Source organism: Thiomonas delicata, from assembly GCF_900088825.1.
Taxonomy (GTDB): Bacteria; Pseudomonadota; Gammaproteobacteria; order Burkholderiales; family Burkholderiaceae_C; genus Thiomonas_A; species Thiomonas_A delicata.
Genome location: NZ_LT592171.1, coordinates 424,667 through 436,803 on the forward strand (window position 1 = coordinate 424,667; position 12,137 = coordinate 436,803).

Sequence of the window (12,137 nt, forward strand, 5' to 3'; positions counted from 1 at the left end):
CCTCAAAAATCGTTTTTCCACTGGCGCAGCAAGGTGAACGCCTCGACCCGGTCTGCCGGCGCATGTCCCGCGTGCGCGGCAAGACTGGCGAGAACCTCGGGCTCGCCCACGCGCAGGAAGGGATTTACGCGCAGTTCCTGACCCAAGGTGCTCGGCAGGGTCGGCAACTGCTCGGCACGCTGGCGCGAGCACCATTGCGCATAGGCCTGCACGGACGGGTTGCCGGGTTCCACCCGCCGCGCGAATTGTAGGTTGCCGAGGGTGTACTCATGCGTGCAGTACACCCGGGTAGCGGCCGGCAGGCGGCTCAAGCGGTCGAGCGAGGCCAGCATTTGCGCGGGCGTGCCTTCGAACAGGCGGCCGCAGCCGGCGGAGAACAGCGTATCGCCGCAGAACAGCAAGGGCTCGCCCGGCCCGCCTCCGGCGTAGTAGGCGATATGCCCCAAGGTGTGGCCGGGGACGTGCAGGACTTCGAAGTCGAGTCCGAGTTCCGGCACGGCGACGCGATCGCCGTCGCGCAGCGGATGGGATATGCCGGGAATCGCCTCGCTGGCCGGACCCCAGACCGGGACGCGCGCGTCGGCCAGAAGTTCGACGATGCCGCCGGTGTGATCGGCATGATGGTGCGTGACTAGAATGCCTGCGAGTTCCAGCCCTTGCGCCTGGCAGGCCGCGAGCACCGGGCCGGCGTCACCCGGGTCCACCACCAGCGCGTGATGCGCGTTGTGGATCATCCAGATGTAGTTATCCCGAAAGGCGTGCAGCGCGACGATATGCATGTGAGTCCCGAAGTCAGCGCGAGTATAAGTCTCGACCATTGGCTGAAAACCCCGAGCGGGCGCTATGTGCTGAACTGGGAGCAGGCGCAGATGGACCGCATCGTGGCGGACATTTTCGGCTTTCATGCCGTCCAACTCGGGCTGGCGCCGCTGTCTGCCCTCGCCCACAATCGCATGCCGCATCGCTGGCTGGCGCAGGGAGCGCCGATGCAGTCCGACGCCGGCCATGGCCGGCGCCTGCTGTGCCAGCCCATCGCACCGTCCGAGCCCTCGCCGATTTATAGCGATCCGCAAATTCTCACCGCGGCGGCCACGCGCGACGAGGGCGCCGCATCGTCCGGCGAGGTGCAAGGGCATGGAGCCGTGGGCGGCGAGACCGAGGCGCTGGTCTGCGATTTCACGGATTTGCCGTTCGCCACCCAGAGTCTGGATCTCGTCGTGCTTCCGCACACGCTCGAGGAGGTTTCCGATCCGCATGCCTGCCTGCGCGAGGTCGATCGCGTGCTCGTCGCGGGAGGGCAGGTCGTCATCGCGGGGTTCAATGTCGTCAGCCTATGGGGTGCAAGGCAGGCCCTGGGACGTTTGGGCGGGCCGTTGTTTCTGCCGCAGCGCGGCGAGTTCATCTCGCCCCGTCGCGTACGGGACTGGTTGCGTCTGCTGAGCTTCGAGGTCACCGCGGGGCGCTACGGCTGCTACCGGCCCGCCGCCTGCACCCAGGTCTGGCTGGATCGCTGGCGTTTCATGGAAAAGGCCGGTGACCGTTGGTGGCCCATGCTGGGCGCGGCGTATGTGCTGGTGGCGACCAAGCGGGTGCGCTCCATGCGCTTGGTCGGCAAGCTGTGGCAGGGCCAGCACAAGAAGGCCAGCGTCGCGCGGCCGGTGGCCCACAGCCGTCGTCTGCCCTGATATTTCTTTTCATCACCCACCCACCGTCATGAATTCCCACACCATCAGCCATGTGCATGCCTACACGGATGGCGCCTGCAAGGGCAACCCGGGGCCGGGGGGCTGGGGCGTCCTGTTGCAAGCCGGAAGTTCGCGCAAGGAGCTTTTCGGCGGTGAAGCGCAAACCACCAACAACCGCATGGAACTGACGGCGGCCATCATGGCGCTCGAAGCCCTGCGCAAACCTTGTGACGTGCAGTTGTTTACCGATTCCCAGTATGTGCTCAAGGGCATGACCGAGTGGCTGCCCGGCTGGAAGGCGCGCGGCTGGAAAACGGCGGATCGCAAGCCGGTGAAGAATGTCGATCTCTGGATGCGCCTGGAAAAGGCCCTTGCGCGGCACAAGGTGACATGGGTGTGGGTGCGCGGCCACAATGGCGACCCCGGCAACGAAGCCGCGGACGCGCTGGCCAACCGCGGCGTGGACAGCGTGCTCAGCGCCGCTTGAGCCGCGCGCCCTTCTCCGACAAACCCAGCCGCCTGCCATCCCATGACACGCCAGATCATTCTCGACACCGAAACCACGGGTCTCAACCCCGCTGCCGGCGATCGCATCATCGAAGTGGCCGCCGTCGAATTGGTCAAGCGCAGGCCCACGGGCGCGCATTTCCAACGCTACGTCAACCCGCAACGTCCCAGCCATCCGGACGCCTTGCGCGTGCATGGCCTGACCGAAGAATTCTTGTCCGATAAGCCCTTGTTCGGCCAGATTGTCGGGGACCTGCTCGAGTTCGTGCGCGACGCCGAGGTCATCATCCACAACGCGGCCTTCGATATCGCGTTTCTCGATGCCGAACTGGACCGCCTGGGGCTGCCGCCTTTCTCGGGACATTGCGCCGGAATCACCGACTCGCTGGCCTTGGCGCGCGCACAGTTTCCCGGCAAATTCAACAGCCTTGATGCGCTTTGCAAACGGTTCGGCGTGGACAATACCCGTCGCACCCTGCACGGCGCGCTTCTGGACGCAGAACTGCTGGCCGAGGTCTATGTCTGGCTGACCCGTGGACAGGACAGCCTGGTCATTGATCTCGATGACGCCGAACGGGAGTTGGACGCCCAGCCGATGGACCTGTCTGGTCTCGATCTGCCCGTCCTCGCGGCAAATGCGCAGGAGTTGGCCGCCCATGACGCGATTCTCTCGGCGCTGGACAAGGCCTGCAGCAAAGGCGCAGTCTGGAGAGCCGGCATTTCGGACTTGTAATGCACGAATCCCGCTTCGGGTTTTGAGGCTCAGATTTTTTTGCCTATGGCATAATTAGCGGTTTGGGTGGTTAGCTCAGCGGTAGAGCACTGCCTTCACACGGCAGGGGCCACAGGTTCGATCCCTGTACCACCCACCAGACGATCCCAGAAAAACGTTGCAAGAAAACGGCCTCGCAGCGAGGCCGTTTTCTTTTGCGGCTCGCCTATCAAGATCTCGGGAATTGGGTCGTCAAACCTTCACACATCCTTGTTTGACCCCGCGACGGTTTTGATTCTGAAGCGACATGAACTTGGGTGCGCAAATTTTTGATCTTGCGTGTATTTTTAGCCTTTGTTAGGCTGTGAGCCATTCTGCAAGAACACCATCATGCCCCAGACTTCACGATCCAGTTGGCCGCAAAAGGGGCTTTTGACCATGATGGTGGCCTGTGCCCTGTTCTTGCTCGGCGCGTGTGAAGCGCTCGCGGCAAGCCGCGAGCAGTCCGCGACGGATTCCGGCGCCACGCTGCGCCACGACTCCGCGAAGCGGGTCGTCGTGAGGAAGCATGTCTTGAAAAGGCGTGCGGCGCCCCACCCAAAGATTGTGACGAGGCGGCACAAGGTGCGCGTGGCCTCGGTGTCGCGGCGCACGTCGCGGCATCTGCCTGTCAAGGCCGCCCGCTTGCCGGAAACTCAACGGGTTGCGCGAGAAGGCAATATGTCGATGGACCCGATCGCGCTTCGCTCCGGTTCCGCACTGGTGGTGGACGAGCAGAGCAACCAGGTCTTGTTGAGCAAGAACGCTGACGATGTCAGGCCGATTGCGTCGCTCACGAAACTGATGACGGCGGCGGTCATTCTCGATGCGCATTTGCCGATGGATCAGATCATCGAGATCACGGACGACGACATCGACACACTCAAGTGGAGCAGTTCAAGGTTGCGCCCCGGCATGAAGCTCAGCCGCGAGGAGCTGCTCAAACTGGCCCTGATGTCCTCAGAGAACCGGGCCGCGCACGCCCTGGCGCGCACCTACCCCGGCGGCATGGACGCGTTCATGCAGGCGATGAATCGCAAGGCCGCCGAATTGGGCATGACGCACACGCACTACCTCGATCCAACGGGGCTGTCGCCGCAGAACGAGTCGACCGCGCATGATCTGGCCATCCTGGTGAAGGCGGTCTATGCCTACCCGCTGATCCGCGAATTCTCGACGCACCCGAAGAGCACCGTGGATGTCGGCAATCGCGAGTTGAAATACCGCAACACCGATCACCTGATCTTCAACAGCGGCTGGGACATCCTGTTGCAGAAGACGGGCTATATCAACGAAGCCGGCCATTGCCTCGTGCTCAATACCGTGGTTCAGGGCCGCAAGGTGATCGTGGTCTTGCTTGACGCCTGGGGCAAGTACTCGCACTTCGGCGATGCGGAGCGCATTCGAAGCTGGATCGAGCGGTCGGGGCGTACGGTGCTCACCCGCACCGAATCAAGCTCGGTCGATGCCGATTCCCCGGCGCGCCTGGTGCATAGCTCGGTCAGCGAATAAGGCGGGCTGCGAGCCCAGGCCCGGCGCACGCAAACCAGGGCCGAAGCGCAGCCCGCGGACACGCGGATAGCCCACGCGCCCCGGTCTGCACTGTCCTGCCGACAAGGAACGGATTACAGCCGCCGCGAAACGGATGCGCTGTTTCTCGGGCGGTAACCCAGGGCAGCCGAGATCGTGACCGCAGTGTCGATAACCTTGCCGAGCCAGTCCTCCTGCAGGCGATCCGCCGGCGCGGACAGCGACAATCCGGCCACCAACTGCCCGGAGTCGTCATAGATCCCGGCGGCCATGCAGCGCACGCCGAGTTCGAGTTCCTCGTTGTCGCGCGCGTAGCCCATTTGCCGCACGCGTGCCAGTTCGGCTTCGAGCTGCGCCGCATTGGTGATGCTGTTGCGCGTATGGCCGACCAGTCCGGTGCGCATGGCATAGGCTTTCACGCGCTGCGGGTCTTCTGCGGCGAGAAACAGCTTGCCCACCGAGGTGAGATGGAGCGGGGCGTGACCGCCGACGGTGCGCACCACCTGCATGCCCGATCGTTCGCTGTAGGTCCGTTCGATATAGACGATCTCGTCGCCCTGGCGCATGCTGAGATTGACCGGCTGGTGCGTGAGCCTGTGCAATTCGCGCATCGGGCCCAGTGCCACATCGCGGACATTCAGGCGCGCTTTCACCAGGTTGCCCAATTCCAGCAGACGCATGCCGAGTTGGTAGATGCCCGGCTCGCAGCGGTCGATCAGCCGCCCGGTGGCCAGGTCGTTCAGAATGCGGTGCGCGGTGGATGGATGCAGGCCGGTGCGCTCGGCGATGGTCTTCAGCGGCATGGGCTCCGAATGGGCGGCCAGTACATCGAGAATGGCAAACATGCGCTCGATCACCTGGATGGCGGGTTGATCGCGAGTTGTTTTCTGAACGGCGCTCATGGTGCTGCATTTTAGATGGCGAAAACCAGGGCTGTCATCCGGAATCTCGCCATGGGTGCGCGAACCTCGATTCAAGGCCAAGTCTTGCCCTGCAGCAAAGCGCGCGCCGATAATGCTTCGATGAAACCAAAAGTGGGCTTGTTCATCACCTGCCTGGCTGACAGCATGCGGCCCTCGATTCCCTGGGCTGCGGTACGGCTGCTGGAACATGCGGGTTACGACGTCGAGGTGCCGATGGCGCAAACCTGTTGCGGGCAACCGGCCTACAACGCGGGGGACGCGCGCAACGCCAGGCTGCTGGCGCAGAAATTCCTCGACGAGTTCGAGGGCTTCGATTACGTCGTCGCCCCATCGGGCTCCTGCATGGGCACGCTCAAGACGCATGACGCCGACTTGTTCAACGGGCACGCCGACTTGTTGCGCCGCTACGAGCGCTTGCAGCCGCGCCTGTACGAGCTCACCGATTTCCTCGTCAATGTCGCACGATTGCGCAATCTGCCCGGTAGCAGCAAGGGCCGCATGACCTATCACGACAGCTGCGCCGGCTTGCGCGAACTCGGCGTCCAGCAACAGCCGCGCGCCCTGCTGGCGCTGCAACCTGGCGTCGAGCTGGTGGAGATGGATCAATGCCAGCAATGTTGCGGTTTCGGCGGAACCTTCGCGGTGAAATACGGCAATATCTCGGCGGCCATCGCCGATGAGAAGTGCGCGCATATCCACGCCAGCGGGGCGGAGGCCGTCGTCATGGGCGATCTGGGCTGCATGCTGCATATCGAGGGCAGGCTGCGCCGCACAGGCGACTTGCACACCCGCGTTCTGCATATCGCCGAAGTGCTCGCCGGCACATCCGAGGAGGATGTCTGATGCAAGTACAGAGCATGCATTTCAAGGCCAGGGCCGGCGAGAAGCTGGCCGACCAACGCCTGCAGCAAAATCTGAAGAAGCTTTCGACCAAATTCGTTTCCGGGCGCGCCGCTGCGGTGGCTGCCTTGCCCGAGTTCGACGACATTCGTGCGGCGGCCGTGGCCCGGCGCAATCATGCGCTGGCCGAACTGGACGTCTGGCTGGAGCGGTTCGAAGCCGAGGCCAGGCGCCGCGGCGCCACCGTGCTCTGGGCCCAGACCCCTGCCGAGGCTGCGCAACTCGTGGTGGACATCGCGCGCAGGCACGGCTGCAAATCGGCCATCAAATCGAAGTCCATGGTGACCGAGGAGATGGGGTTGAACGCCGCCCTGCATCAGGCTGGCGTGGCCGTCACGGAAACCGATCTGGGGGAGTACATCCTGCAGATCAACGACAACGAGCCGCCATCTCACATCATCGCCCCTGTGGTGCACAAGGACAAGGAGCAGATCGCCGATTTGTTCGAGCGCGTGCATCACAAGCCGAGAAAAACGGAAATCCCGGACATGACCCGCGAGGCGCGCGAAGTGCTGCGCGAAAAATTCATGCAGGCCGACATGGGGATGAGCGGCGGTAATTTTCTCATTGCCGAGACGGGTTCGGTGGCGGTTGTCACGAACGAAGGCAACGAGGGCATGTGCACCATTCTGCCGCGCGTGCATGTGGCCATCACCGGGATCGAGAAGGTCCTGCCCACGCTGGAGGACTTCGCCGCCGTGCTGCGCCTGCTGCCGCGCTCGGCGACAGGCCAGGCCATCAGCAACTACGTTTCGCTACTCACAGGGGTGCGTGGCGCGACCGAGCCGGATGGTCCCGAGCATATGTACTTCGTCCTGCTCGACGGCGGCCGCAGCGAATTGTTGGGCGGGGAATTTCAGGACATGCTGCGTTGCATCCGTTGCGGCGCCTGCATGAACCATTGCCCGGTCTACCAGAAGGTTGGCGGCCATGCCTATGGCTGGGTGTACCCGGGGCCGATGGGGTCGGTGCTCACCCCCAATTATGTCGGCCTGGAGAACGCGCTGGATCTTCCGCATGCCGCGACCTTGTGCGGCCAGTGCCAGGTGGTGTGCCCGATGAGCATTCCGCTGCCGGACTTGTTGCGCAAGTTGCGCGAGAAGCAGTTCGAGCGGAACCTGCGGCCCTGGGCCGAGCGGCTGATGCTGCGTGCCTGGGCTTATGCCGCGCTGCATCCGCGGCTCTATCGGCCCGCGAGCGCAACCATCGCGTGGTTGCTGGCGCGCCTGGGTGGTTCGGGCGGGCGCATCGAGCATGTGCCGATGGCTTCGGGCTGGAGCCGCTACCGTGACATGCCGGCACCCCCGGGAGGCTTGTTCCGCAGTCAATTCGCGCGGCGCGGGCCTCGTTGACCCCGTCGCGTCGCGACGGCCGCCTCGGCAATGTTCAGTGGAAGGCGTAGCGGGCGAAAAAGAAGGCCACGTTGCCGTTGTTCAGGGTGTTGCTGACCTTGGGCAGGAAGGTTCCGTAGAGCGTGAAGCGGCCGTAGCTTACCGACAGCAGGGGTAGGGCGATCGGGAAGGGGATGTTGTTGAAGATGTCGGCGCGCGAGGTGATGCCGGCGGTGTAGCCGGCGCCGAACTTGAGCTTGCCCACGGGGTTCCACAACCACTGCTTGGTGTACCCCACCACCGGTTCGGCGTTGCGGTGCGAGTCCGAGAAGACCATGGCGTAGACCATTTGGTCGTTGCCGTTGGCGTCCACCAGGTGCTTGCCCCAGCCCAGGCCCCAGGCATGGCTGTTGAGGGTGGCGCGCTTGGCGGCGGTGTAGGTGCTGGGGTCGTGCCAGGTGTAGCCGGAGACGAACAGGTCGGAGTTGCCGTGGTCGTAGATGTTGGTGAGGTTCTGGCCGACGCCGTCCGCCCAGTTCTGCGCGGACCCCAGGACGGACGCCTGGCTGACGGGGGCCAGCATCGAGATGGCTGCGAGTAAAACGGCGAGAAGCGTGGAGCGCATGGGAGTCGGTGCGGCGAAGCTTATTTATTGTGAGGTGGCGGATTCTATCCACTGCCCATGGCTAAAAATCTGGTTCGGACGGAAGCGCGACTTGTAGGCCATTTTCTCGCTCGCGGCGATCCAGTAGCCCAGATAGGCATGAGGCAGCTGCATGGCGCGGGCTTGCATGATCTGCCACAACACGCTGTAAGTGCCGTAGCTGGCACCCGCGTCATCGGGTTCGTAGAAGGTGTAGACGGCCGACAGGCCGTCGGACAGCAGGTCGACGATCGACACCATTTTGAGCGGGCCGCGTTCGCCGTCTCTGTCGGGTGGGGCCCGGAACTCCACCAGCCGGGTATTGACCCGGCTTTGCAGCAGGAACTGGGTGTATTGGTCGATGCTGTCCTGGTCCATGCCGCCGCCCGCGTGCCGGCGGGCCTGGTAGCGCAGGTAGAGCTGGTAATGCTCGGGTACGAAACCCAGCTTGAGCACGCTGGCCTGCAGATCGGCGTGCCGTACCCAGGCCCGGCGCTGTGCGCGGTTGGGGGCGAAGCGCAGGGCCAGCACACGTAGGGGGATGCAGGCTTTGCAGTCGTCGCATTGCGGCCGGTAGGTGAACAGTCCGCTGCGGCGGAAACCCGCTTGCACCAGGCTGGTGTAGACCTCGGCATGGATGAGGTGGCTGGGCGTGGCCACCTGGGAGCGCGCCTGACGCCCGGGCAAGTAGCTGCAGGGGTAACCGGCAGTCGAATAGAACTGCAGCGCGGTGAACGGGAGTTCTTTCGGATGGGTCACAGCCAGGGAGCGCAATCGCGTTGAAACTGCGACCAATCATACCGCCACGAGGCAGGGCCTTGCGCCTGGCTGGACTGCTCCAGCGCGCGCATGAACGCATCCCGCGGCCAGGGGCGCGCACCCATGTTGGCGAGGTGGGCGGTTTGTTGCTGGCAGTCGATGGGGCCGATGCCGTGCCGCAGGCAAAAGCCGCAGAGCGCCATCAGCAGGAGCTTGGAGCCGTCGTCCACCCGCGTGAACATCGACTCGCCGAACACCATGCCGCCAAGCGAGACGCAATACAGGCCGGCGACCAGTTCGTCGTCGCGCCACAGTTCGAAGCTGTGGGCCAGGCCCTGGGTGTGCAGGGTGCAGTAGGCGTCGACGATGGCCGGCACGATCCAGGTCTGCTCGGTGTCGCGCCTGGGCGCGGCGCAGGCCTGCATGACGGCGCGAAAGTCGCTGTCCGTGCGCAATGCCAGGCGCGCCTCGCGCAAATGCCGCCGCGCCGACTGCCGTAACGAGCGGCGCACCTTGAGTTCGGCCGGCACCAGCACCATGCGCGGGTCCGGCGTCCACCATAGCGGGGGCTCGTCGGCGCCGAACCAGGGGAAAACGCCCTGGGCATATGCGGCCTGCAGGGTTTTCGCATCCACCCGCCCGCCCACGGCGAGCAGGCCCGGGTAAGGAGCATCGTTCGGAAGCGCCTGCTCGGGCGGCGGAAAGCGATCCCCGGGACGCAGGCGGGCAAGGGTCCAAGTCATGGTGGTGGTGAAGGCCTCGACGTGAAGGCGGACGAATTGCGGGGACCGGTATTGAGTCGCCGGTCATGCGGTATTCTCGCCTTGGCAGGGCAGCACAAGGGTTGCCCGCTTCAATTTGACCCCAGACGAAAGTTCGCATGTCTCTTTTCCAACTTGGCGCGCTCGGCCCCGAGGTCGCCTCTGGCGTGTTCGTCGCCGATTCCGCGTGTGTCGTCGGCCGCGTGCGCCTGGCGGCCGGGGCGAGCGTGTGGTTCAGCGCCGTCTTGCGTGGGGACAATGAACCCATCGACATCGGCGAAAACAGCAATGTCCAGGACGCGGCGGTGCTCCATACCGACCCTGGTTTCCCGCTGACGGTCGGCGCGGGGGTTTCGATCGGCCACCAGGCCATGCTGCATGGTTGCACGGTGGGCGATGGCAGCCTGATCGGTATCCATGCCGTGATCCTGAATGGCGCGCGCATCGGCCGCAACTGCCTTGTTGGGGCCGGCGCCCTGGTCACCGAGGGCAAGACTTTCCCCGATGGTTCGCTCATCATCGGTTCACCCGCGCGCGTCGTGCGCGAACTCACGCCGGAACAGATTGAACAGATGCATCGCAACGCGCTGTCCTATGTGAACAAGGCGGCCCGCTACCGTGCCGAATTGGAGCCGGTGCGCCCATGAGCCCATCGCCATGCCGCCCGAAGATGGGCAAAGCCCCGCTTGGCGGGGTCGCGCGCAGCGCGGGGGTGCTCTCCATGAGCCCATCGCCCGGCCGCCCGAAGATGGGCGAAGCCCCGCTTGGCGGGGTCGCGCGCAGCGCGGGGGTGCTCTCCATGAGTCCATCGCCCGGCCGCCCGAAGATGGGCGCAGCCCCGCTTGGCGGGGTCGCGCGCAGCGCGGGGGTGCTCTCCATGAGCCCATCGCCCGGCCGCCCGAAGATGGGCGCAGCCCCGCTTGGCGGGGTCGCGCGCAGCGCAGGGGTGCTCTCCATGAGCCCATCGCCCGGCCGCCCGAAGATGGGCGCAGCCCCGCTTGGCGGGGTCGCGCGCAGCGCGGGGGTGCTCTCCAGATGAACGATACCTTGCTCAAGTTCATGCTCGGCGCGGGTCATGTGCGCGGCGTGATCGTGCGCCTGCAGTCCAGCTGGGCAGAGATGCGCAGACGACGCCGGCATGCCGCCGTGGTGCAGGGCCTGCTCGGGGAGTTGACGGCGGCCTCCGCGCTGCTCGCCGGCAGCCTGAAATTCGATGGCACCCTGATTCTTCAAATCCAGGGCGACGGCCCGCTGCGGCTTGCGGTGGCGGAATGCCAGCCCGATTTCGGCCTGCGCGCAACGATGAAAATCGAGGGCCTGATCGAGCAGGAGGCGAGCTTGCGGGAACTGGCGAACGCGCACGGCATGGGGCGCTGCGTCATCACGCTCGATCCGCGCAAGCAACTCCCCGGTCAGCAGCCCTATCAGGGCATCGTGTCGCTGGCCGATGCCGAAGGCCGGGGGCTCGACAGCCTGACCCAAGTGCTGGAGCAGTACCTGGCCCGATCCGAGCAGATTCCCTCCTGGCTCATGCTCGCGTCGGACGAGCAGGCATCGTGCGGCTTGCTTCTGCAGCGCATGCCGGATACGGGCGGAAGCGCTGGCGCCGCCGCCAACCAGGCCGAGGCGGACGAGGATTTCTCGCGCGCCATGCATCTGGCCTCGACCCTGGGGCGCGAGGAACTGCTGCGCGACAGCCCCGAGGACCTGCTGCGCAAATTGTTCTGGCAGGAAGAGCCGCGCATTTTCAATCCGCAGTCGCCGCATTTCCACTGCACCTGTTCCAAGCTGCGCGTGGCCGACATGCTGCGCATGCTGGGGCGCGATGAAGTCGAGTCCGTGCTCAAGGAGCAGGGCGAGGTGGACGTGACCTGTGAGTTCTGCGGCGCACGCTATGGTTTCGATCTCGTGGATGCGGCCCAGCTGTTCCGTCCGGAGATCAACCAGCCGCCCGTGCCGACCCAGCGGCAGTAGTTCGCCGTCCCCGCGGCGTCAACGCCGTGGGGCGGGCTTGGCGGCGCCAGGCATGGGTTGGGATGCGATCGGCGCCGGCGGCGGCATCGGACTCGATGCCGGCAGGATCTGCACGAAGATCTCGTCGGGTTTGACCATCCCCATCTCGCGCCGTGCGCGGTCCTGCACCGCCTGCATGCCGTGGCGCAGGTCGCGGGCTTCGTCTTCCAGCCGTTGGTTCTGTTCCCGCGCCTGTTCGTTGGCCTGGTATTGGGCGTCCAGGTTGGCGCGCAGCTGGCGCACCTGCGGCCAGCTGCGTTCGCCAAACCAGAGCGGCCACTGCAGCAGCAGCAGCACGGCCAGGAGAACCAGAGTGACCCAGCGCATCGCCCAA

General features: G+C 65.0%; 15 protein-coding genes and 1 tRNA gene. 10 read left to right on the forward strand and 6 right to left on the reverse strand.

Translation table 11 applies throughout. The annotated features are described in order from the left end of the window. Nucleotides 1–2 precede the first annotated feature (2 nt). Nucleotides 3–779: a hydroxyacylglutathione hydrolase gene (gene gloB / locus THIARS_RS11500; protein ID WP_094161059.1), complete on the reverse strand. Its 777-nt coding sequence runs from the start codon at nucleotides 777–779 to the stop codon at nucleotides 3–5. Between the two features lie 24 nt (nucleotides 780–803). Here gloB and THIARS_RS11505 point away from each other — a divergent pair, with 24 nt between their 5' ends. The 5 genes from THIARS_RS11505 (at nucleotide 804) to pbpG (ending at nucleotide 4,455) form a co-directional block, all read left to right on the forward strand. Continuing rightward, nucleotides 804–1,685 (forward strand): class I SAM-dependent methyltransferase, encoded by an 882-nt coding sequence (locus THIARS_RS11505; RefSeq protein WP_094162100.1) that lies wholly within the window; start codon nucleotides 804–806, stop codon nucleotides 1,683–1,685. Between the two features lie 28 nt (nucleotides 1,686–1,713). Next, the gene (gene rnhA, locus THIARS_RS11510; protein ID WP_186436667.1) at nucleotides 1,714–2,172 is read left to right on the forward strand and encodes a ribonuclease HI; all 459 of its coding nucleotides are present in this window, start codon (nucleotides 1,714–1,716) and stop codon (nucleotides 2,170–2,172) included. 42 nt (nucleotides 2,173–2,214) lie between these two features. Then, nucleotides 2,215–2,925 (forward strand): DNA polymerase III subunit epsilon, encoded by a 711-nt coding sequence (gene dnaQ / locus THIARS_RS11515; protein WP_094161060.1) that lies wholly within the window; start codon nucleotides 2,215–2,217, stop codon nucleotides 2,923–2,925. A 64-nt stretch (nucleotides 2,926–2,989) separates the two neighbouring features. Then, nucleotides 2,990–3,064, forward strand: a tRNA-Val gene (locus tag THIARS_RS11520). 278 nt (nucleotides 3,065–3,342) lie between these two features. After that, complete coding sequence (gene pbpG, locus THIARS_RS11525; protein WP_094161061.1) at nucleotides 3,343–4,455, forward strand: D-alanyl-D-alanine endopeptidase; 1,113 nt, start codon at nucleotides 3,343–3,345, stop codon at nucleotides 4,453–4,455. 113 nt (nucleotides 4,456–4,568) lie between these two features. On the opposite strand, the gene THIARS_RS11530 is transcribed toward pbpG, so the two are convergent. Beyond that, nucleotides 4,569–5,375, reverse strand: coding sequence for an IclR family transcriptional regulator (locus THIARS_RS11530; RefSeq protein ID WP_094161062.1), 807 nt, complete (start codon nucleotides 5,373–5,375; stop codon nucleotides 4,569–4,571). Between the two features lie 120 nt (nucleotides 5,376–5,495). On the opposite strand from THIARS_RS11530, the gene THIARS_RS11535 reads away from it, so the two are divergent. Both THIARS_RS11535 and THIARS_RS11540 read left to right on the forward strand, forming a co-directional pair. Beyond that, complete coding sequence (locus THIARS_RS11535) at nucleotides 5,496–6,239, forward strand: (Fe-S)-binding protein (protein WP_094162102.1); 744 nt, start codon at nucleotides 5,496–5,498, stop codon at nucleotides 6,237–6,239. Continuing rightward, a complete protein-coding gene (locus tag THIARS_RS11540) occupies nucleotides 6,239–7,648 on the forward strand; it encodes a LutB/LldF family L-lactate oxidation iron-sulfur protein (protein ID WP_094161063.1) in 1,410 nt (469 codons plus the stop codon). The genes THIARS_RS11535 and THIARS_RS11540 overlap by 1 nt, the downstream gene beginning before the upstream one ends. Nucleotides 7,649–7,682: 34 nt before the next feature. Here the strand turns inward: THIARS_RS11540 and pagP are convergent, their stop codons facing one another. From pagP to aat, 3 genes are read right to left on the reverse strand one after another with little or no spacing between them, the layout of a single operon-like run. Then, nucleotides 7,683–8,252 (reverse strand): lipid IV(A) palmitoyltransferase PagP, encoded by a 570-nt coding sequence (gene pagP / locus THIARS_RS11545; protein ID WP_094161064.1) that lies wholly within the window; start codon nucleotides 8,250–8,252, stop codon nucleotides 7,683–7,685. A 24-nt stretch (nucleotides 8,253–8,276) separates the two neighbouring features. Further along, nucleotides 8,277–9,029, reverse strand: a complete 753-nt coding sequence (locus THIARS_RS11550) for an arginyltransferase (RefSeq protein WP_094162103.1) — start codon at nucleotides 9,027–9,029, stop codon at nucleotides 8,277–8,279. Then, a complete protein-coding gene (gene aat, locus THIARS_RS11555; protein ID WP_094161065.1) occupies nucleotides 9,026–9,772 on the reverse strand; it encodes a leucyl/phenylalanyl-tRNA--protein transferase in 747 nt (248 codons plus the stop codon). Before aat ends, THIARS_RS11550 begins: the two co-directional genes overlap by 4 nt. A 137-nt stretch (nucleotides 9,773–9,909) precedes the next feature. On the opposite strand from aat, the gene THIARS_RS11560 reads away from it, so the two are divergent. From THIARS_RS11560 to hslO, 3 genes are read left to right on the forward strand one after another with little or no spacing between them, the layout of a single operon-like run. Then, nucleotides 9,910–10,437, forward strand: coding sequence for a gamma carbonic anhydrase family protein (locus tag THIARS_RS11560; RefSeq protein WP_094161066.1), 528 nt, complete (start codon nucleotides 9,910–9,912; stop codon nucleotides 10,435–10,437). Then, nucleotides 10,434–10,829 carry a hypothetical protein gene (locus THIARS_RS11565; RefSeq protein WP_141202395.1) on the forward strand — a complete coding sequence of 132 codons (396 nt, stop codon included), beginning with the start codon at nucleotides 10,434–10,436 and terminating at the stop codon, nucleotides 10,827–10,829. Before THIARS_RS11560 ends, THIARS_RS11565 begins: the two co-directional genes overlap by 4 nt. Beyond that, nucleotides 10,826–11,764: an Hsp33 family molecular chaperone HslO gene (hslO, locus tag THIARS_RS11570; RefSeq protein WP_094161068.1), complete on the forward strand. Its 939-nt coding sequence runs from the start codon at nucleotides 10,826–10,828 to the stop codon at nucleotides 11,762–11,764. The genes THIARS_RS11565 and hslO overlap by 4 nt, the downstream gene beginning before the upstream one ends. 18 nt (nucleotides 11,765–11,782) lie before the next feature. Here the strand turns inward: hslO and ftsB are convergent, their stop codons facing one another. After that, the gene (gene ftsB, locus THIARS_RS11575) at nucleotides 11,783–12,130 is read right to left on the reverse strand and encodes a cell division protein FtsB (protein WP_094161069.1); all 348 of its coding nucleotides are present in this window, start codon (nucleotides 12,128–12,130) and stop codon (nucleotides 11,783–11,785) included. Between the last annotated feature and the right edge of the window lie 7 nt (nucleotides 12,131–12,137).

Bases quoted from the DNA above. Each gene is read 5' to 3' on its own strand.
- dnaQ (WP_094161060.1), top strand. From the start codon at position 2,215: ATGACACGCCAGATCATTCTCGACACCGAAACCACGGGTCTCAACCCC.
- THIARS_RS11540 (WP_094161063.1), top strand. From the start codon at position 6,239: ATGCAAGTACAGAGCATGCATTTCAAGGCCAGGGCCGGCGAGAAGCTG.
- THIARS_RS11565 (WP_141202395.1), top strand. From the start codon at position 10,434: ATGAGCCCATCGCCATGCCGCCCGAAGATGGGCAAAGCCCCGCTTGGC.
- THIARS_RS11560 (WP_094161066.1), top strand. From the start codon at position 9,910: ATGTCTCTTTTCCAACTTGGCGCGCTCGGCCCCGAGGTCGCCTCTGGC.
- hslO (WP_094161068.1), top strand. From the start codon at position 10,826: ATGAACGATACCTTGCTCAAGTTCATGCTCGGCGCGGGTCATGTGCGC.
- gloB (WP_094161059.1), bottom strand. From the start codon at position 779: ATGCATATCGTCGCGCTGCACGCCTTTCGGGATAACTACATCTGGATG.
- ftsB (WP_094161069.1), bottom strand. From the start codon at position 12,130: ATGCGCTGGGTCACTCTGGTTCTCCTGGCCGTGCTGCTGCTGCTGCAG.
- THIARS_RS11535 (WP_094162102.1), top strand. From the start codon at position 5,496: ATGAAACCAAAAGTGGGCTTGTTCATCACCTGCCTGGCTGACAGCATG.
- aat (WP_094161065.1), bottom strand. From the start codon at position 9,772: ATGACTTGGACCCTTGCCCGCCTGCGTCCCGGGGATCGCTTTCCGCCG.
- THIARS_RS11530 (WP_094161062.1), bottom strand. From the start codon at position 5,375: ATGAGCGCCGTTCAGAAAACAACTCGCGATCAACCCGCCATCCAGGTG.
- pagP (WP_094161064.1), bottom strand. From the start codon at position 8,252: ATGCGCTCCACGCTTCTCGCCGTTTTACTCGCAGCCATCTCGATGCTG.
- pbpG (WP_094161061.1), top strand. From the start codon at position 3,343: ATGATGGTGGCCTGTGCCCTGTTCTTGCTCGGCGCGTGTGAAGCGCTC.
- rnhA (WP_186436667.1), top strand. From the start codon at position 1,714: ATGAATTCCCACACCATCAGCCATGTGCATGCCTACACGGATGGCGCC.